This window comes from Helcobacillus massiliensis (assembly GCF_033106145.1).
GTDB classification, from domain to species: domain Bacteria; phylum Actinomycetota; class Actinomycetes; order Actinomycetales; family Dermabacteraceae; genus Helcobacillus; species Helcobacillus massiliensis.
Map to the genome: position 1 here is coordinate 191,686 of NZ_CP136959.1, position 18,593 is coordinate 210,278.

Sequence of the window (18,593 nt, forward strand, 5' to 3'; positions counted from 1 at the left end):
CGGGCGGCGGATACCGGCGTCGATATCGCCGTGCAGGCCTACTGCACGATCAAGAGCCGTTGAGCTCGCCGCGGCGAGGGCTGGCGGAGGGTCCGTCGCTCGGCTGTATGCGGCCGGGTCGGAGGCCGGCGCTCTGGGCCTCCGGTCGGCCGGCCGCGCGGGCGATCTCCTGCCCCATCGCCTTCGCATCCTCGCCGGTCAGCACCCTATGCGGACCGGAGAACCCTTCGGGTGTGGCCATGGCTTCTGCTCCGTTCGATCAGTTGTGCTCGAGGTCAGATCGGTGCGATCAGGGAAGGATCGGAGCGGTCCAGGCCGCGGACGCTGTTGACCTGCCGATCTAGGGGGCGGGTGACGAGCTGCCCCGCGATCGTGGACGAGACGTCCTCGAGCTGCGCGAGCAGCGGCGCCTTCTGGTCGGCCTCGAGCTTCCCGGGGGAGAGCCACTCCTCGATCGCGTCCTCGGTCAGGAAGGTCGGCATCCGGTCGTGGACCTCGCCGCCGGCATCCCGCGCCTCGCGCGTGATCACCGTGAAGGACACGTCCCACGCGTCGCTCTCGTCCTTCCTGGCGGCCGTGAGACCAGCGGCGTGCAGCAGCTCCCCGTCAGGGTGATGGATGAAGAACGGATCCTTCCCGCCGTCGGCAGCCTCGACCCACTCGAAGTAGCCGGTCATTGGGATCACGGCCCGGGCGCTCGAGAACGCGCCGCGGAACATCCCGTTGCTGCTCACGGTCTCCAGGCGCGCGTTGATCGGCCGAGGTCCCTTGTCCTTCGCCCACGCCGGGTGCAACCCCCAACGGGCGAGCTCGAGGGTGCGGTGTGACGCTCCGTCCTCGTCGACGAACTCGCGCACCACGGGAGCCTTCGTGCGCGGCGCGATGCTGTAGGTCGGCTCCCACTGAGCTGCCCGGTCATCGCTCGTGGCGACGTAGGAGCGCAGCAGCCCATCTCCGTTGCCGGGGGAGAGATTCATTCGGCTGAGCATTGTTCTCAGGGTTCTGCGTCAGTGCCGGATGAGGCGCGGGCCCGGGACGCACCTCACGGTCGATGCCTACTACGTGAGTCCGTGGCACGCCGAAGCCTCGAGTTCTATATAGCTAAGTTGAAGATTCGAGGCTATCGTCGTGCCATGTCCGTCGATGAGCTGTCTGCGAGTGCCCAGAACTATCTGAAGGCGATCTGGGGGTTGTCCGAGTGGAGTGACGAGCCAGTGACGTTGAAGCTCATCGCGCAGCGGACCGGTGTTGCCCTGTCGTCCGCTTCGGATGCGGTGCGGAAGCTGACTGAGCAGGGTCTTCTGTCTCACGCGAGGTATGGCTCGGTCGAGTTGACGGAGGTCGGTCGTTCGTACGCGCTGGTGATGGTGCGGCGGCATCGCTTGATCGAGACGTTTCTGGTGGAGACCCTCGGGTATCGGTGGGACGAGGTCCACGAGGAGGCCGAGCAGCTCGAGCACGCCGTCTCGGACTTGATGGTGGAGAGGATCGATGACGTTCTGGGTCGCCCCCGGCGTGACCCGCACGGTGATCCAATCCCTGCAGCGGACGGAACAGTGACCGTGCCTGATGCGCGGCGTCTCACCGACGTCGGAGCGGAGGGCAGGTTTGTGGTCGAGCGGATCTCGGACACGGACCCGGCGATGTTGCAGTTCTTCGAGTCCCAGGGCATCGGAGTCGGGGTCACGCTTGTGGTCGCGGCGGGAGCGCCGTTCTCCGATGCGCTGGAAGTTCGTTCTGGAGAAGTGGGTTCGCCAACGTTGCTGGGACGCTCTGCGACAGATGCCCTCTACGTCTCTGCGGGGCCTACCTGATCCTCACGCCGGCGAGCCGTATCGCGTCGATACCGGCGAGCTCCGACCTTCTTGCTGAGCAGGCCGTGCTTGGGACTGATGAGGTAGACGAGTGCGAAGGCGCATCCCTGGGTGAGGACGACGAGGCCGCCGGGTGAGGCGTCGACCCAGTAGCTGATGTAGATCCCGACCACGGAACAGAGTGACGAGAGGACCGGCGCGATCACGAGCATCCGCCCGAAGCGGTCGGTGAGCAGATAGGCCGTCGCTCCGGGAATGATGAGCATCGCGACGACGAGCACCACTCCCACGACCTGGAGAGCGGCAACTGCGGTCAGCGCCAGAAGACCCAGCAGCAGCGCGCCGAGGAATCGGGGAGACAGGCCGATCGCGTGGGCGTGTGTCGGGTCGAAGGCGTAGAGCGTGAGGTCGCGGCGTTTGAACACCAGGGTGACAAGAGCCACGGTAGCCAGGATCGCGATCTGGACGAGGTCTGCGCGGGAGACGCCGAGGATGTTGCCGAAGATGATGTGGTTGAGGTCGGTCTGGCTGGGTGTGACCGAGATCAGAACCAGCCCGAGGGCGAAGAGAGTGGTGAAGACGATGCCGATGGCGGCGTCCTCCTTGACGCGGCTCGTCCCGCGGACGAGCCCGATCATGCCGACCGCCAGGAACCCGAAGACGACCGCGCCGATGGCGAACGGGACACCGAGGATGTAGGCAATGACGACTCCGGGGAGGACGGCGTGAGAGACGGCGTCCCCCATGAGCGACCAGCCGATGAGCACCAGCCAGCACGACAGCAGTGCGCACACCACGGCAGCGATCACGGTCGTGACGAGCGCACGGGTCATGAAGTCGTAGGAGAGCGGCTCGAGGAGCCAGTCGAGCGGGGTCATGCGGCACCCTCCTGCTGCAGAACGTCCAGGCCGAAGGCGAGAGCGAGCCTCTCGGGTGTGAGGGCCTCTTTCACCGGGCCGTGGAAGAGGATGGTTCGCAGCAGCAGCACGGCGTCGTCGGCGAGCTGCGGCAGAGCATGGAGGTCGTGGGTGGAGACCAGGACGGTACGGCCGTCGTCAGCGAGTGCGCGGAGAAGATCGACGATGGTGGCTTCGCTGCGCTTGTCCACGCCGGCGAAGGGCTCATCCAGCAGCATGATCCGTGCGTCCTGGGCGATCCCGCGGGCGACGAAGGCGCGCTTCTTCTGCCCGCCGGAGAGCTGGCCGATCTGTCGATCGGCGTACTCCGTGAGCTCCACCCTCTCCAAGGCTTCGTCCACAGCGATGCGGTCAGCGGGCCGAACTCGGCGCGTGGAGCCCTGGTGGCCGTACCTTCCCATCATCACAACGTCTCGGACGGAGACGGGGAAAGCCCAGTCGACGTCCTCGCTCTGGGGGACGTAGCCGACGAGTCCTCGCCGCCTGGCCGGCGCCGGCTGCGCGCCATTCAGCAGGACGCTGCCTGCGTCAGGCCGGACCATGCCGGTGATCGCCTTGAACAAGGTGGACTTCCCGGAGCCGTTCATTCCGATCAGCCCCGTCACCGCACCCGCCCGCACCGCAACAGATACGTCGTCGAGGGCGAGTACATCGCCGTAGCGGACGGTGACACCTTTGACATCGATCGCCGCTGTCGTCATGAGTCCTCTCCGGTGAGTCCCGCAGTGATGGTGTCCGCATCGTGGCGGATCAGATCCAGGTACGTGGGCACCGGGCCGCCTTCCTCGGAGAGCGAGTCCACGAACAGCGTTCCTCCGAAGCGTGCATTCGTAGCACCCACAACCTGCTGCATGGGGTCGTCGGAGACCGTCGACTCGCAGAACACGGCGGGGACCTCGTTCTCGTCGACGAACTCGATCGCGGAGGTGATCTGCTGCGGGGTCGCCTGCTGCTCGGCGTTGACGGGCCAGATGTACTTCTCGGTCAGCCCGGCATCTCGGGCGAGGTAGGAGAATGCGCCCTCGCAGGTCACCAGCGCTCTCTGGCTGGTCGGAAGACTTTCGAGCTCGCCCGTCAGGTCATCTTGGACCTGCTGGAGCTGCTGCTTGTAGGTCTCCCCGTTCCTCTCGTAGTCCTCAGCGTGTTCCGGGTCGAGATCGCTGAACGCCGCGACCATGTTGTCGACGTAGACCTGCACGTTCTTCGGGCTCATCCAGGCGTGCGGGTTGGGCTTGCCCGCGTAGGCGTCCCCCGCGATGTCGATGGGATCGATCCCCTCCGAGACCACGACATGAGGCACATCGACTTCCTCGACGAACTGGCCGAACCACACCTCCAGGTTCAAGCCGTTGTCCAGGATCAGGTCGGCATCCGAGGCCTTCCGGATGTCTCCCGGCGTCGGCTCGTACCCGTGGATCTCCGCGCCAGGCTTCGTGATCGACTCGACCACGAGGTGGTCGCCCGCAACATTCTCCGCGATGTCCTCCAGCACGGTGAACGTCGTCAACACCACCGGCTTCTCTCCGTCGTCGGCAGCATCCGGCCTGGCCCCAGCGGAGCAGCCGGTGAGCACCAGCGCCGCACTCGCAACGACTGCGCCGAGCGCAGCCTTCCATCGTCCTCGCATGTGCATCGGCGACCTCTCTTCGTTCGCGGCCACAGGCGTGGCCACTTCCGGACCCTCAGATCGTATGGTTCGGTATGCCGAAGTTGCAAACCCGGCGTGGCGTATGGTCGAGGGCTGCCAGGACTGATATAACTACATGTGTCACCCCCGCGGAGTGCAGACCCAACATCTAGTAGTTCGAGGTCAGTCGGATGGGACGACGACGAAGGAGGGATCGATGACGGCAGGCATCGAGCGCGCAGCACCGGGACTCGGAACACGTGACCTGACGCCACAGGAGTCAGCAGATCTCGTGTTCTTCTCCAGCGTCTCCGAGAACACGCTGCGTTTCGTGGAGAGGCTGGGGCGGCCTGCGGTGCGGATCCCGCTCCGCCCCCGTGTCGAGGGGATGGTCCGCGTGTGCCGCCCCTTCGTTCTGGTGGTCCCCACCTACGGCGGCGGCGAGCAGGCCGGGGCCGTGCCGAAGCAGGTCATCGCCTTCCTCAACGATCCCGCCAACCGTGCGCTGCTGCGCGGGGTGATCACCGCAGGCAACACCAACTTCGGCGAGCACTACTGCCTCGCCGGCCCAGTCATCTCCCGAAAGTGCGGTGTCCCAGAGCTCTATCGCTTCGAACTCCTGGGCACCCAGCGCGATATTGAGTGCGTGAACGAAGGGCTCGACCTGTTCTGGCAACGGACAGCCACGACGAACGACAAGAACAACGAACAGAGGAGAACAGCATGACCGCCACAACAGCCGTAGAAGGCTCCATCACCCCTCCGGCATACCGACACGACCCCAGCGCACCGCTGCGTCCGATCAACTGGAACCGCGTGAGCGACGAGAAGGACCTCGAGATCTGGAACCGCCTGACCGCGAACTTCTGGCTGCCCGAGAAGGTGCCCCTGTCCAACGACCACCAGGCCTGGCAAGCACTCGCGCCCCATGAACGAACCCTCACCATGCGAGTCTTCACCGGCCTTACCATGCTCGACACCGTGCAGGCCACCGTCGGGGAGATCTGCCAGATCCAGGACGCCCGCACAGAGCACGAGGAAGCCGTCTACACCAACATCGCCTTCATGCAGTCCGTCCACGCCCGCTCGTACTCCTCGGTGTTCTCGACCCTGACCAGTACCCGAGAGATCGATGAGGCCTACCGCTGGGCGATCGGAAACGACCTGCTTCAAGCGCGATGCAAGAAGGTGCTCCAGTACTACTACGGGCCCGACCCGTTAAAGCGGAAGGTGTCCTCCACCCTGCTCTCCAGCCTTCTGCTCTACGCCGGCTTCTACCTGCCGCTGCACTTCTCCGTGCACGCCACCCTGACCAACACCGCCGACATGATCCGACTCATCCTGCGCGACAAGGCCGTGCACGGCTACTACTCGGGCTACAAGTACCAGCGCGGCCTCGAGGCTCACCCCAACCGCCGCGACGAGATGAAGGAGTTCACGTACACCCTGCTCGAAGAGCTCTACGACCTCGAGCTCGACTACTCAGGCGAGCTCTACGAACCCCTCGGCCTGATGGGCGACGTCGCCGCCTTCGTGCGCTACAACGCGAACAAATCCCTCATGAACCTCGGCTACCCGGCACGGTTCACCGCCGAGGAGACGTCAGTCAGCCCAGAGATCCTCGCCGCCCTCGCCCCCAGCGCCGACGAGAACCACGACTTCTTCAGCGGAAGCGGATCGTCGTACATCATCGGCAAGGCCGAGCACACCAGCGACGACGACTGGGACTTCTAGGCACGCAGACTCACCTGTCGGACGCGAAGCGGTACCGCGCATGCCCCGGATCGCTACGACCCGGGGCAAGCACTCAGCGCAGACCGTGCTGCGACAGACCTGAACCCGTCCGCAGGTTTGCCGCAACGGCTCGCCTGGCCACTCGCACTCAGATTGCCGGGGGACGGTATCGTTCGGTTGAGCATTGTTCTCGCGGCCGACCCTCGCGCGAAGGTGTTCGGATCTCGTGCCGCAGGTGCTCGGTTGGCCAGGGAGTAGGTCTTCCGGATGTCCTGTTGAGGTGTTCGGCGCTGCATGGCAGGCAGGTCTGTCACGAAAGTCCCGGCGGGGACAGAGCGCTCAAGTTCGAGGCAGTCGGTTACGGGACGGCCGTTTCTTTGGTCCCCGGGACGATTGCGGGCACGATTCGGACGAGGATGACCATGGCGATGAGTTCGACCAGGGTCTGGGTGACAACTGCGAGTGGCGCGATCGCAAATGCGTCTGGGAGGGCCAGTGCGAGGGGAAGGACGACCAGGGAGTTGCGGGTGGAGACGGAGAACATCACCGCCCGCGTCGATGGCGTATCCAGCCTCGTGGCTCTTGAGGCAACCGCACCGATGAGAACAGCCCCAACGACGAATCCGGTGTAGAGGGGGAGGAGGCGTGCCAGGGTCCCGATCTGCGAGCCGACCGCAGCGATCTGGGAACCGATCACGGTCGCGAGGGTGATCATCATCAGCGGAACCATGGCCCGCGCCATTGCGCCTTCGATGGCTCGGCCCGACTGGTGACGGCGCGCCAGCGCCTGCACGGCCGTCGCCGCGGCCAGCGGCACCACGATCAGCAGCACGGACGCTTCCACAAACGGGGCCACGTCGATCACGCCGACGACCTCGCGGCCCGCGAAAACGAACAGGTACAGCGGCAACAACGCCAGTTGGAGGAGCATCAGCAAGGGCGCTGCTGCCAGCAGTTTCGCGTGCGCTCCGCCAGCCAGGCCTGTGAAGACGATGACGTAGTCGATGCATGGGGTCAGCAGCACCAGAAGCACGCCGAGCAGGAGCCCTTGGTCGTCCGCGACGAACCGTGATAGCGCCCAGGCCAGCAGCGGCACGATCGCGAAGTTCGCCACGAGCACGGTGCCTAAGAACCTCCGGTCGCGGAATGCCTGGCCGAGTTCGATCAGGGGCACGCTCAGGAACGTGGCGAACAGCAGCAGCATCAACACCGGCTCGATGGAGTGCTCCAACGTCGGCGCGAGCCCTGGCGCAGCCAGTCCAAGTGTGGCGCCGGCTGCGATAGCGGCCAGGTACAGGGTGATCTGGTGGGTGTCCCACCAGGAGACAAGGCGATTCACAGTCGGGGATCTCCTTCGTGGGCATCACGGGAGGTACAGGGCTGGTGGCGGTCATCTAGGAGGATGCATTCGCTGCGGCACGCGGCGCCGCTGTCCGGGCATGCGGTGACGCGCTGGTTCGCAGAGTCGAGTTGATTCCGCAGCCGCTGTAGCGCCGCGAGGTGCTCATCGACCTCTCGGAGGCGGTCGGCCAGCCGGGGAGCCAGGGCCTCACGGACCTGCGTGCAGGTTTCCTCCTCGACCACGACCAGCAGGCCCGCGATCTCGGTGAGCGGCAGTGACAGGGCTTTGGCCGCCTCGATGAAGGCCAGGCGCTCTAACACGGTGTCGTCATAGGACCGGTACCCGTTGGCTTCCCGGCGGGCCCCAATGAGACCGATGGTGTCGTAGTAGCGCAGCGTGGTCGCGGGAACACCCGACCGGGCTGCGACCTCGGAGATTCGCACCACCGAAGGCTAGACCTTCCAGTCGACTCGAAGGTCTAGCTCTATCGCTGTGACCTACATGATCGTCCTGCCCTGCATTGACGGGGACTGATGCACGGTTACGCACCGGCAGCAGTGGAGAGGCCGGTGCGGGAACCCTGGCTCCGGCCATGATCTTCCATAGTGGTCAGCGACTACTGTATGGTCAGCCTGTGCTGACTATTGCTTCTCGTTTGGACATCATGAACCGCCTGGGCCGTGCGATGGCAGATCCGACGCGGTCACGAATCTTGCTGACACTTCTGGAGGCTCCGAGCTATCCAGCAGTGCTCTCACGCGAGCTTGAGTTGACGCGGTCGAACGTATCGAACCATCTAAGTTGTCTACGGGACTTTGGGATCGTGGTCGCCGAGCCGGAGGGACGGCAGACCCGGTATGAAATCTCCGATCCGCACCTCACCGCGGCCTTGAACGCGCTGGTCGAGGTGACTCTCGCGGTCGATGAGAGTGCCGTGTGCCTCAATCCTGCTTGCCCGGTCCCGGGCTGCTGCGATGCGGGGGCTCTCGCGTGAGCGCGGTGACGGATCCGCAGGTGAACAGCGTCGACGTCGACGATCACGACGACGGTGACGGGCCCTGGTGGAAGGACCGCGAGGTGCTCCTTCCCGTGCTCTCCGGGATCGCGTTTCTTACTGGCCTCCTTTGTGAGTGGTCCGGCGCGGAGATACCCGCCCTTGCGTTTTTCTGGAGTGGCCTGCTTCTAGGCGCCTCAACGTTCACGCCCGGCGCGATCCGGGCACTGCTCAAGGGCAGGCTCGGCATCAGTCTGCTGATGACGATCAGCGCGGTCGGTGCGGTGATCCTGGGCTACGTCGAGGAAGCCGCGGCACTGGCGTTCCTCTACTCGATCGCCGAAGCGCTGGAGGATAAGGCGATGGACCGGGCCCGTGGCGGGCTGCGGGCCCTGTTGAAGCTGGTCCCCGACACCGCGTCCGTCTCCATCGACGGTGCGTGGACTTCGATCGCCGCACGGGAGCTGACAGCGGGTCAGGTGATGCTGGTGCGCGCCGGTGAGCGGATCGCGACCGACGGGATTGTGCGCTCAGGGCACAGCAGTCTGGACACTTCCGCGATCACCGGGGAGTCGATTCCCGTCGAGGTCGAACCTGGCGATGCGGTTTCGGCAGGGGCGATCAACAACGCCGGAGCTCTCGAGGTCGAGGCGACCGCAGCGGGGACGGACAACTCGCTGACCACTATCGTGGAGCTGGTCGAGCAGGCCCAAGCCGAAAAGGGCGACCGCGCCCGTCTCGCCGACCGCATCGCCCGCCCTTTGGTTCCCGGGGTGCTGATCCTTGCGACCTTGGTCGCGCTGATCGGATCGATACTCGGCGATCCGGAGTTGTGGATCACCCGCGCACTGGTGGTCCTGGTCGCCGCATCGCCGTGCGCGCTAGCGATTTCCGTACCGATCACCGTGGTCGCGGCGATCGGCTCGGCCAGCAAGTTCGGGGTGGTCATCAAGTCCGGTGCGATCTTCGAACGCTTTGGCGGCATCCGCCACGTCGCTCTCGATAAGACAGGCACCCTGACTCGTAATCAGCCGACCGTCACCGCCGTCCTCACTGCCGATGCAGTCGAAAGCGAGGTAGTGGCCTGGGCGGCCGCGCTCGAGCAGCACAGTACCCACCCGCTGGCAGCCGCGATCACCGCCGCTGCACCCGAAGCACCGAAGGCGACCGAAGTGACGGAGCTGGCTGGTCAGGGAATCCAGGGAGTCGTGGGCGGAGCCGTGATCACGGTCGGAAGCCCGCGCTGGCTGGCATCGGGCGCACTCGCGGAGCGAGTAGAGGAACTCGAGACTCAGGGCATGACCGTGGTCATCGTGCACCACGAGCATGAGCCGGTCGGGGCGATCGGAGTACGCGATGAGCTGCGGCCGGAAGTTCCCGAGGTGATCCGCACCCTCAGCGACCGAGGCATCGGGATCACCATGCTCACCGGAGACAACCTGCGCACCGCGCAAGCCCTCGCAACCCAGGCCGGGATCAGCGACGTCCGGGCCGCGCTGCGCCCCGAGGATAAAGCTGCCGCGATCAGCGAGCTCTCCCGCACTGCTCCGGTGGCGATGATTGGTGACGGCATCAACGACGCCCCAGCACTGGCCGCCGCGGACATCGGGATAGCGATGGGCGCCACCGGTTCGGATGCAGCCATTGAGTCGGCCGACATCGCATTCACCGGGCACGACCTGCGCCTCCTCCCGGCCGCCTTCGACCATGCACGTCGTGGACGGCGCATCATCACCCAGAACATTGCCCTGTCGCTGTTGATCATCGTCGTGCTCCTCCCCCTCGCACTGAGTGGAGTCCTCGGTCTCGCTGCGGTCGTCCTGGTCCATGAGGTCGCCGAGGTGGCCGTCATTGCCAACGGAATGCGCGCCGCCCGGACACGCAGCCACGCCGCTGCGCAGGAGTCACCCAGCCACGTCCGAGACGATTTGCGAAAGCCGACGACCACAGGAGGACCCGCATGAGCAGGAGTGTCAAGCTCACATTGGGGCTGATCGCCGTAGCCGCCCTGGTCTTCGCGGGGTTCGTGATCTTTCTCGACCCCAAGGAAGATCAGACGGCACCCTCGGAGGCCACGGGAACCGCGACGGGTCAGCTCGTTCGAGAGGACAGCCCGCGGCTTTCGGAAGGTGGCGATGCCGTCTTCGTGGAGTACCTCGACTTCGAATGTGAAGCCTGTCTATCCCTGTATCCCGCGGTCGAAGAGATTCGTGCCGAATACGGCGACCGGGTGACCTTCGTGGTCCGCTACCTGCCCTTGCACGGCAACTCCGTTGAAGCCGCCAAGGCGGCTGAGGCCGCCGGAGAGCAGGGCGAGTTCGAAGCCATGTACAAGGCGCTGTTCGACAACGCGGCCGAGTGGAGTCACCAGGAGACGTCCCAGCGGGAGGCGTTCTTCGGGTATGCCGAGGAGCTCGGACTCGACATGGATCGCTTCGAGCAGGTCTACGACGATCCGGCCACCCTCGAGCGCATCGAGCAGAGTGCTGCCGATGCCGAGGCGCTCGGTGTGACGAGCACTCCCACCTTCTTCCTCGACGGGGAGCGCCTGGAGCCCACCCGCGTCGAGGACCTCACGGACCCGCTCGATGCCGCACTCGAGGGCTGACGGTCCGGCCGCCGGGGCGGCTCGGGATTCGAGGGCGCCGCGCGGTCTCGGATTGCTCTTCACCGTCATCGGCGCAGTTGGCTTGGTCATGGCCGTTGTGCTGCTGGTCGAGAAGATCGCTCTGATCGAGGACCCCAGCTACGTCCCCTCGTGCAGCCTCAATCCAGTGCTCTCCTGCGGCTCCGTGATGGACACCCCGCAGGCCTCAGCTTTCGGCATCCCGAACCCGATCCTCGGCATCGCCGGCTTCGCGGCCGTTCTCGCCCTCGGATTCGCGTTCCTCGCCGGCGCCCGTGTGGCGCGCTGGATGAGTGTTCTCATCCAGGCAGGCGTGACCTTCGCGGTGCTCTTCGTGCAGTGGCTGATCGGACAGAGCCTGTACGAGATCGGGGCACTGTGCCCCTACTGCATGGTTGTGTGGGTAGTGACCATCCCGCTGTTCTGGTTCACCACTCTCCACCATCTCCGCGCTCTGGCAGAGACCTCCACTCCGGCCGTGCGGCGGGCGGTCCGTCTCGTGATCGAGTTCCGCGTCCCGCTCCTTGTGGCCTGGTACCTCGTGATCCTGACACTCATCGCCGTGAGGTTCTGGGACTACTGGTCCACGCTGTTCTAGACACGGAAGAACCCGCATCCTGCCCCTCTCACCCGTCCCCTCTCGATCACCTTGAAGGAGCGAGCACATGCGCGCCCACCCCCGGCGACGGATTCTGTACGCCACCGGTTTCATGGCCGCTACCGGTCTGTTCACTGCCTGCGGCAGCACTGACACCGGCGATCGCTACGACTCCGAGGACGCCGGATACGTCTCCGGCAACGGTGTGACCACAGAGATCGCTCCCGCCGATCGCACAGAACCCGTCGAGTTCACCGGGACCAGCTACGACGGTGCACGATTCGACTCCAGAGACCACTGGGGATCGGTGCTGGTGGTCAACGTCTGGTACGCCTCCTGCCCGCCATGCCGGGTGGAGGCACCGGATCTGCAGGCCATCCACGAGGAGTACGCCGACCAGGGCGTCTCATTCATCGGGATCAACGTCCGCGATTCGGCAGGGCCCGCCGGGGCCTTCGAGGAGACCTACGGGATCACTTACCCTTCGCTGCCGGACTCGGACGCAGAGATCATGTACCAGCTGCGCGGCCAAGTCGCACCCAACGCGGTCCCCACTACTCTCGTCCTCGACCATGACGGCCGCGCCGCAGGCCGGATCTCTGGAGCGATCGACCCCTCCATCCTGAGAGCGATGCTCGATGCCGTTCTCGCCGAAGGAGCCGCGTGAGCGTCAATGGACTCGCGGAGACGTTCCAGTCGATCGCCCTGTCCGGGTCTCTTCTGCTGGCCATCACCGTCGCCGCTGTCGCTGGCCTGATCGCGTTCCTCTCGCCGTGCGTGCTGCCGATCGTGCCGGGCTACCTCGGTTATGTCTCCGGGCTTGCCGGACAAGGACTGAAGACCACCAAGCTAACCCGGCAAACGCCTGAGAATACCGGGACGGCGCGACGACAGGGGACCCTTTTCCGAGAGGGAACTGGGAGAATGTTGGGTGGGAGCTTGCTGTTCGTCGCGGGCTTCGCGGTGGTATTCATGGCGCTGGGCGGGTTCGCTGGCGCGGTGGGATATCTCCTTCAAGCGCACGCAGTATGGATCAATCGGGTCGCGGGCCTCATCGTTATCTTTATGGGGCTCATTTTCATGGGCATGTTCCCTCGATTGACAGGAAATGTCCAGGTGTCCAGGAGACGCCCTGATGCGGGCCTTCTGGGGGCCCCGTTGATGGGCTTCGTCTTCGGGCTGAGCTGGACACCCTGCATCGGCCCTACCTACGCCGCGATCATCGCGCTATCCCTCGACGCCGGCGCCGACGGAGGTTCTGCGGCTCGGGGCGCGATCCTGGCCCTGGCGTACTCGCTCGGACTGGGCATCCCCTTCGTCCTCAGCGCCCTGCTACTTGACAGGGCGATGGGCGTGAGCAGGGCACTTGCCCGCCATCGCCGACTCATCGGAGTCCTATCCGGGGCGCTGCTCATCGCGATCGGCCTGCTGCTACTCACGGGAGTGTGGGCCTCATGGATGGATCAGCTCCAAGGCTCCATCGCCACATTCCAGCCCGTCGTCTGAGCCTCACGAAGGTACTCTCTCCTCCCGATCTGCTACCGGTGACCGACACGGGCCCGTCCACCTCGACTGCGACTCGTGAGGTCGACCCCATTGCGGCACCGGGGTTTGGTAAAGAGACGGTGTGACCCCGAGGCCCATGGGACGAGAGTGCTCAAGAGAAGGAGAAATCGTCGGTCGGGGTCGCCCATGGCGCTATTGGGAGGGTGTTTGGGTCGGTACGTTGGTCCCACCGGTAACGAGGTACGAGATTCCTTCCCGACGCGTCCTCTGCTGTCGACGTTGCCGCGACCAAATGCCAGACGACCCCGTGGATACATGCGGGGATATTCACGGAGTACATTCATGGCCACGAGCAATTCCCATCGCGCGGCCGGCCGCGCAGTCACCCCCCTTCGACACAGCGGACGCGCCCTGCGTGGCACCGGAGGTGCCGCCCTCCTCGGCACCGTCCTGCTCGGGTCCGCCTTCGCTGGTGGTGCGGCCCAGGCAGCACCCGCAACTCCTGCGACCGTGCCGTCCGCGGCCACGCAGGCCGCCGCGCCTGCTGCTCCGGCGCCGACGCAGGCACTGCACTCTTCCGAGAAGCTTCGCTGGGGATCCCAGGGTGCCTCGGTCGAGCAGCTCCAGTCCGCGCTGAACGATGAGGGTTCCTCACTCGCCGTCGACGGGAAGTTCGGCCCGCGTACCCATGGCGCGGTGAAGGACTACCAGCAGGCCAACGGCCTGCAGGTCGATGGCGTGGTGGGCCCCGAGACGCGCGGCTCCCTGAACGGTTCGGCCCCCGGTGTCGGCGGTGGTGGTGCGTCGGTTCCTGCGCCCGCATCCTCCTCCAGCAGCACCGGGCAGGCGATCGTCGACGCCGCACGGACCCAGATGGGTGCCGCTTACTCCTGGGGCTCGAGCAACCCGGGCGTGAGCTTCGATTGCTCCGGCCTGACCCAGTACGCCTACAAGCAGGTCGGCATCGACCTTCCGCGCACCTCCGGCCAGCAGGTCGACGCCGGCACCCAGATCTCCAAGTCCGAGGCGCAGCCCGGCGATCTTGTCGTGTGGCCCGGCCACATGGGCATCTACGCCGGCGGCGACAAGGTCGTCGATGCAGGACGCTCTCCCGGCGCGGTCACGGAGCGCACCATCTGGGGCAATCCCACCTTCGTCTCCTTCCGCTGAGCCCAGCGACCACTCGCGGCGCGCACCCCACCATCGAGGGGTGCGTGCCGTCTTTGCTCTCGCCTGCGGTCAGGAGGCGATCGGATCCGTGGGTGCTAAGTGTGCAAGGGACGTTCGGATTCACCTCGATGCACGGACGGGCTCTCCAGTTGGATCGTGGCGTGCTCGAACGCTATCGGGAAGTGCGTCCTGACGCAGACATGGACCTCTTCGAGGATCCGCAGTGCATGGGCCGATTCGAAGCACTCCTCCCCGACGACGACGTGCGCAGAGAAGATCGGCAGATTGCTCCCGATCGCTGAGGCGTGCAGGTCGTGGACGTCCTGGACGTGGTCGAGCGCGAGGATGTGCTCACGCACCTGATCGAGATCCACACCCTTCGGGGTGTACTCCATGAGGATCCGGAGCGTCTCGGCCATGATGCGGAACGCCCGAGGCACGATCAACGCGGCGATGAACAAACCGGCCAGCGCATCAGCCTGCTGGAATCCGGTCAGCTGAATCACGATCGCGGCAGTGATCACGCCGAGCGAACCGAGAGCGTCATTGAGGACCTCGAGGAACGCGGCACGCATGTTGAGGCTCGAATCCTTGCCTCCGGCCAGGATGAGGATCGCGGCGATGTTCGCGACCAGCCCGATCACACCGAAGATGAGCAGCTCACCCGAGGGAACGTCCGGGGGGTCCGTCAGTCGCGAAATGCCCTCGACGGCGGTGTAGGTGCCGACCACGATCAGGAGCGTGGCCTGGGCCAAGGCTGCCAGTACCTCGATGCGAGCGAATCCCCAGGTCTTACTGCTGCTGGCCGGGCGCAACATCATGGTCGCCGCAATCAACGCGACCAGCAGACCGGAGGCGTCGACAAGGGCATGCGCCGTGTCCGTGAGCAGAGCAAGACTGCCGGTGACGACGCTCCCGATCGCTTGCGCGAGCACGATGACGGAGGTGATGGCGAAGGCGATGGCGAGTCGCGTCCGGGCCGTGCTCGATCCGCTACCGCCGTGCGAATGGTCGTGTCCTGAGCTCATCAAAGGCCCCCGTCCTCGAGGTTCTCGTGATCGCGGTGGTTCTTCAGGGATAGGGTGGTCCCGGAGGTGTCGAGCAGGTCGTCAGCCGCCTCGAGTAGGTCGCTCAGTCGGGGCAGATCGGTGAGAGCGAACCACGATGCGCGGCCTTCAGTGCGCGCGGTGACCAGACCACAGTCGCGCAGGCACGAGAGATGCTTGCTGACGGTCGACTGGGCAAGGTGCATGTGTTCGACAAGGTCGCGAACTCGATGCTCACCGGTCGAGAGGTGCTGGAGGAGAGCCAAGCGTGTGGGTTCTGCGAGAGCATGGAAGAGCGCGGCATGACTTTCTGCCACCTCGAACTGCGGCTCGGCCGGGATCGCATCAATCGTCATATGGCGATGATATCGTCGTGTGGGGTTCTGTAAAGGGGTGGGACTGGACGAGTCGATCCTGGGAGATGAGCGAAGGGGTCGCTGGTGGCACGTCGCTACACTCGATGCGCCCCGGTCATGGGGACAAACCGGCCCGCACGAGGGGTCACCCGAGGAGGAGACGTTCATGACGGCGGACACGACGGCTGCTCGCGGAACCACCGGGACGGCGGTGCGGATCATGCTGGCCAGCCTGTTCGGGCTGCTCGCCGCCGTACTGATGCCACTGGTGGTGCCCGCATTGTTGCCCGCGGCGTCGGCGCACGACACCTTGACCTCTTCGAACCCGGCAGCAGGCGAAAGCCTCGAGCAGGCTCCCGAGGCGCTCGAGCTCACCTACAGCGATGAGGTTCTCAACCTCTCTCCGGCCGTGCGACTGACCACCTCCGCCGGCGAGGAGATCTTCACCGAGACACCCGCCGTGTCCGGCAACACGGCCACGATCGACCTGCCGCCGCTGCCCGCCGATGACTATCAGGTCTTGTGGCGTGTCGTCTCCTCGGACGGCCACCCGATCGAAGGCACGGTCGACTTCACCGTCACAGTCGGTGCCGAGCCCACGGCCACAGCGGACTCCGAATCGGAGGAGCCGAAGGAGAGCGAGGAGCCGACCGCCGGGACGGACGAACCGAGCACGGAAGACACCGCTGCCGAACCGGCAGAGGCTCAACAGAGCGAGGGCGGCCTTCCTCTCGGTATGATCCTCGGCGGCCTCGCTCTGCTCCTACTGCTCGCCGCGATCGGTGCGATCATCGTCCGCCTGCGCCGCAGCCCCGGTGACAACACCGACTGACCATCACGAACCCGATCAGGACAACGCATCACGGCACGCCGCGGCGAGCAACAGAACCCGGCTCAGTACCGCGCTGAGGCGGAACGACCTACGGAGAGTCCTTCGCTGCTCCGTCGCGATCGCGAGATGACCGCGCCGTGCAGGACTGCCAGCGTCAGAACCAGCGCAAGCAGGACCCGGCCACCAAGCCTTTGATCTCCGAACGCATCGGGGCCCCAGGTCCGCCCCATGACTGCGAACCAGTCGGGCTCCACGACCGGGAGCGCCAGCACCAGCAGAAGCGCCAGCCCAGCAAGAAAGCCGGCCCCCACAACCAGGGCCACCCAGCGCTCCCGCCCAGCGACCATGCCACCACCCAGCGCCCTACCCTGGAATGGCAGCGCCACAGCAGCACCGGCCACCACAGCGGCAGTAAGCACGACCAGTCGGCCGGGCGCGGTATGCAACCCCGCGCCGAGCGCCGGGGTCAGGTAGATCGCTGCAAATCCCGCCGCGCCGAGCAGCGCCAACACCGCCGGGTGAGCGAGCCACCGACCCGCACGGGAGCGAGGCTTCCAGTCGACGAGCTCGCGCAGTCCCGCCGAACCGTCCGACCGAGGAGCGATCCGATCCCGCACGAGATCACCGAAACGCCCGGCAACCAGTAGAGGCACTGCCACCAGAGCAAGCAGCGCGTGCTGGCTCAGGTGCACGGAGAACTGCACCGGCGCGTACACGCCCGGTGCCCCGTTCGTCACCCAAAAGATGACCACGCATCCCGCTACCCACGCCGAAGTCCTGGCCACGGGCCAGCGTCGCCCGCCAGTGCCCGTCAACGGGCGGCGCAGGTGCACCCAGAGGTAGATGACCGCGAGACCGAGGGCGAGTGCCATTCCGGCGACGTCCACACGCCAGGTCGTCAGCAGCGTCGCCAGCTCAGGCGGAGCAGGCAGTGGATAGTCGGTCAGCGCCTCAGCCGTCGAGGTGACCGGCTCAGGCTCGTCCGGCACCGGAGGCGCCGTGTTCGACAGTGCGGCAGCGAGTCCGGTCGCCGCCGCGATCAGGAAGACTTCCCCCGCGGCGAGCCACAGGAAGTCTCTCCGGCGATCCGAGTCCCGCAGCCGGCCCAGTACCCGTCGGCGCTGCCACCAGCCAGCGCCACCCAGCAGCACCAGCAACACCGTCTTCAGCACGAGCATCCACCCGTACGCGGTGGTCACAAGGTCCAGAGGCGCGGAGAGCCGGACCAGGGCAGAGGCGATACCGCTGGCGGCCAACGCCCCATAACAAGCAAGCGCCAGGACGCTGAACCGTTCGGCGACATCCCTCAGTCGTGCTCCGAGCCGGCCCGCAACCAGCACGAGCAGCGCGAGCCCACCCAGCCACACTCCGGCAGCCACGAGGTGCACGATCATCGCGCTCGTGGCCGCCTCATGGGAGGTCTGCCCCGAGGCGTGGCCCGTCATCGACTTCGTCACCAACGCCGCGAACACCAGACTCAGCGAGATCAGCAGCCCCGTACGGGACCTCACGACGATCAGCATGGTCGAGGCAGCGGCGACGAACACCGCCCCGGCAAGCTGGTATTGACCGAGCTCAAGCCGTGTGATGTACATCAGGAGATCGGAGCCGAACCGCGGGGAGAAGGGTGCCTGGCCCGCCGCCAAAGCGTAGCCAAGCACCATCCGTACGACCAGCAGCGTTGACCACACCATTCCCAGGCCCATACCGATATCGAGCGTCCGCTCGTACGCTGGATGGAACCGAGACACGGCAGCGTGTTCCTGATCAGCCTCCGACGCGGACGGCTCCGCACGGCGGGGCAGCACGACGAGCGCCAGCACGAGGCACGCCACGGTCGCGGCACCGACCACATCACCGATGGCATCGACGATCGGCAAACCCCACCGCACCACCGGGCCGGCATCGACGAGCTCCATCGAGACCGGTGCTCCCGCCATGGCGGCCGCGATCACCGTCCAGAGCAGAGCCCACGGGGCCGCAGCACCCACGATGAGGATTCTGGTGCGAATCGAGCTCACCAGCTCGCCC

General features: G+C 65.9%; 21 protein-coding genes. 11 read left to right on the forward strand and 10 right to left on the reverse strand.

The genetic code is table 11. The features are described 5' to 3' along the window. Positions 1-49 precede the first annotated feature (49 nt). Both R3I40_RS00905 and R3I40_RS00910 read right to left on the reverse strand, forming a co-directional pair. The gene (locus tag R3I40_RS00905; protein WP_183376554.1) at positions 50-241 is read right to left on the reverse strand and encodes a hypothetical protein; all 192 of its coding nucleotides are present in this window, start codon (positions 239-241) and stop codon (positions 50-52) included. Between the two features lie 34 nt (positions 242-275). Next, positions 276-977: an SOS response-associated peptidase gene (locus R3I40_RS00910; RefSeq protein ID WP_239376839.1), complete on the reverse strand. Its 702-nt coding sequence runs from the start codon at positions 975-977 to the stop codon at positions 276-278. A 156-nt stretch (positions 978-1,133) separates the two neighbouring features. Here R3I40_RS00910 and R3I40_RS00915 point away from each other — a divergent pair, with 156 nt between their 5' ends. Then, positions 1,134-1,814 (forward strand): metal-dependent transcriptional regulator, encoded by a 681-nt coding sequence (locus tag R3I40_RS00915; protein WP_239376840.1) that lies wholly within the window; start codon positions 1,134-1,136, stop codon positions 1,812-1,814. Here the strand turns inward: R3I40_RS00915 and R3I40_RS00920 are convergent. Genes R3I40_RS00920 through R3I40_RS00930 form a run of 3 tightly spaced genes read right to left on the reverse strand, consistent with a single transcriptional unit; the run spans position 1,790 to position 4,358 of the window. After that, complete coding sequence (locus R3I40_RS00920; RefSeq protein WP_239376841.1) at positions 1,790-2,692, reverse strand: metal ABC transporter permease; 903 nt, start codon at positions 2,690-2,692, stop codon at positions 1,790-1,792. The genes R3I40_RS00915 and R3I40_RS00920 overlap by 25 nt on opposite strands. Next, positions 2,689-3,432, reverse strand: a complete 744-nt coding sequence (locus R3I40_RS00925) for a metal ABC transporter ATP-binding protein (protein ID WP_239376842.1) — start codon at positions 3,430-3,432, stop codon at positions 2,689-2,691. Before R3I40_RS00925 ends, R3I40_RS00920 begins: the two co-directional genes overlap by 4 nt. Then, positions 3,429-4,358 carry a metal ABC transporter substrate-binding protein gene (locus R3I40_RS00930; RefSeq protein WP_199173956.1) on the reverse strand — a complete coding sequence of 310 codons (930 nt, stop codon included), beginning with the start codon at positions 4,356-4,358 and terminating at the stop codon, positions 3,429-3,431. Before R3I40_RS00930 ends, R3I40_RS00925 begins: the two co-directional genes overlap by 4 nt. A 217-nt stretch (positions 4,359-4,575) precedes the next feature. On the opposite strand from R3I40_RS00930, the gene nrdI reads away from it, so the two are divergent. Beyond that, positions 4,576-5,085, forward strand: a complete 510-nt coding sequence (gene nrdI, locus R3I40_RS00935) for a class Ib ribonucleoside-diphosphate reductase assembly flavoprotein NrdI (RefSeq protein WP_106505696.1) — start codon at positions 4,576-4,578, stop codon at positions 5,083-5,085. Beyond that, positions 5,082-6,092 carry a class 1b ribonucleoside-diphosphate reductase subunit beta gene (gene nrdF / locus R3I40_RS00940; RefSeq protein WP_102237450.1) on the forward strand — a complete coding sequence of 337 codons (1,011 nt, stop codon included), beginning with the start codon at positions 5,082-5,084 and terminating at the stop codon, positions 6,090-6,092. The genes nrdI and nrdF overlap by 4 nt, the downstream gene beginning before the upstream one ends. Positions 6,093-6,450: 358 nt before the next feature. Here nrdF and R3I40_RS00945 read toward each other — a convergent pair whose 3' ends face one another. Both R3I40_RS00945 and R3I40_RS00950 read right to left on the reverse strand, forming a co-directional pair. Further along, positions 6,451-7,431 carry an arsenic resistance protein gene (locus tag R3I40_RS00945; RefSeq protein ID WP_285262448.1) on the reverse strand — a complete coding sequence of 327 codons (981 nt, stop codon included), beginning with the start codon at positions 7,429-7,431 and terminating at the stop codon, positions 6,451-6,453. Beyond that, entirely contained in the window at positions 7,428-7,877 is a 450-nt protein-coding gene (locus tag R3I40_RS00950) for a MerR family transcriptional regulator (protein ID WP_103384714.1), read from the reverse strand. Before R3I40_RS00950 ends, R3I40_RS00945 begins: the two co-directional genes overlap by 4 nt. Before the next feature lie 191 nt (positions 7,878-8,068). On the opposite strand from R3I40_RS00950, the gene cmtR reads away from it, so the two are divergent. From cmtR to R3I40_RS00985, 7 genes are all read left to right on the forward strand, one after another. Then, positions 8,069-8,428: a Cd(II)/Pb(II)-sensing metalloregulatory transcriptional regulator CmtR gene (cmtR, locus tag R3I40_RS00955; RefSeq protein WP_239376757.1), complete on the forward strand. Its 360-nt coding sequence runs from the start codon at positions 8,069-8,071 to the stop codon at positions 8,426-8,428. Continuing rightward, on the forward strand, positions 8,386-10,392 hold the full coding sequence (locus R3I40_RS00960; RefSeq protein ID WP_239376759.1) for a heavy metal translocating P-type ATPase: 2,007 nt from the start codon (positions 8,386-8,388) through the stop codon (positions 10,390-10,392). Before cmtR ends, R3I40_RS00960 begins: the two co-directional genes overlap by 43 nt. After that, entirely contained in the window at positions 10,389-11,036 is a 648-nt protein-coding gene (locus tag R3I40_RS00965) for a DsbA family protein (RefSeq protein ID WP_239376761.1), read from the forward strand. The genes R3I40_RS00960 and R3I40_RS00965 overlap by 4 nt, the downstream gene beginning before the upstream one ends. An 88-nt stretch (positions 11,037-11,124) precedes the next feature. Further along, positions 11,125-11,652 (forward strand): vitamin K epoxide reductase family protein, encoded by a 528-nt coding sequence (locus tag R3I40_RS00970; protein WP_239376763.1) that lies wholly within the window; start codon positions 11,125-11,127, stop codon positions 11,650-11,652. A gap of 67 nt (positions 11,653-11,719) precedes the next feature. Next, a complete protein-coding gene (locus tag R3I40_RS00975; RefSeq protein WP_239376765.1) occupies positions 11,720-12,319 on the forward strand; it encodes a TlpA family protein disulfide reductase in 600 nt (199 codons plus the stop codon). Next, positions 12,316-13,158: a cytochrome c biogenesis CcdA family protein gene (locus R3I40_RS00980; protein ID WP_087484033.1), complete on the forward strand. Its 843-nt coding sequence runs from the start codon at positions 12,316-12,318 to the stop codon at positions 13,156-13,158. Before R3I40_RS00975 ends, R3I40_RS00980 begins: the two co-directional genes overlap by 4 nt. A gap of 342 nt (positions 13,159-13,500) precedes the next feature. Further along, positions 13,501-14,328: a C40 family peptidase gene (locus tag R3I40_RS00985; RefSeq protein ID WP_239376766.1), complete on the forward strand. Its 828-nt coding sequence runs from the start codon at positions 13,501-13,503 to the stop codon at positions 14,326-14,328. A gap of 95 nt (positions 14,329-14,423) precedes the next feature. On the opposite strand, the gene R3I40_RS00990 is transcribed toward R3I40_RS00985, so the two are convergent. Beyond that, positions 14,424-15,356, reverse strand: a complete 933-nt coding sequence (locus R3I40_RS00990; protein ID WP_249737050.1) for a cation diffusion facilitator family transporter — start codon at positions 15,354-15,356, stop codon at positions 14,424-14,426. Next, positions 15,356-15,730 (reverse strand): ArsR/SmtB family transcription factor, encoded by a 375-nt coding sequence (locus R3I40_RS00995; RefSeq protein WP_239376768.1) that lies wholly within the window; start codon positions 15,728-15,730, stop codon positions 15,356-15,358. Before R3I40_RS00995 ends, R3I40_RS00990 begins: the two co-directional genes overlap by 1 nt. A gap of 166 nt (positions 15,731-15,896) precedes the next feature. Here R3I40_RS00995 and R3I40_RS01000 point away from each other — a divergent pair, with 166 nt between their 5' ends. Continuing rightward, positions 15,897-16,562 (forward strand): copper resistance CopC family protein, encoded by a 666-nt coding sequence (locus tag R3I40_RS01000; RefSeq protein WP_087484029.1) that lies wholly within the window; start codon positions 15,897-15,899, stop codon positions 16,560-16,562. A gap of 62 nt (positions 16,563-16,624) precedes the next feature. On the opposite strand, the gene R3I40_RS01005 is transcribed toward R3I40_RS01000, so the two are convergent. Beyond that, positions 16,625-18,583: a cytochrome c oxidase assembly protein gene (locus R3I40_RS01005; RefSeq protein ID WP_285262447.1), complete on the reverse strand. Its 1,959-nt coding sequence runs from the start codon at positions 18,581-18,583 to the stop codon at positions 16,625-16,627. Between the last annotated feature and the right edge of the window lie 10 nt (positions 18,584-18,593).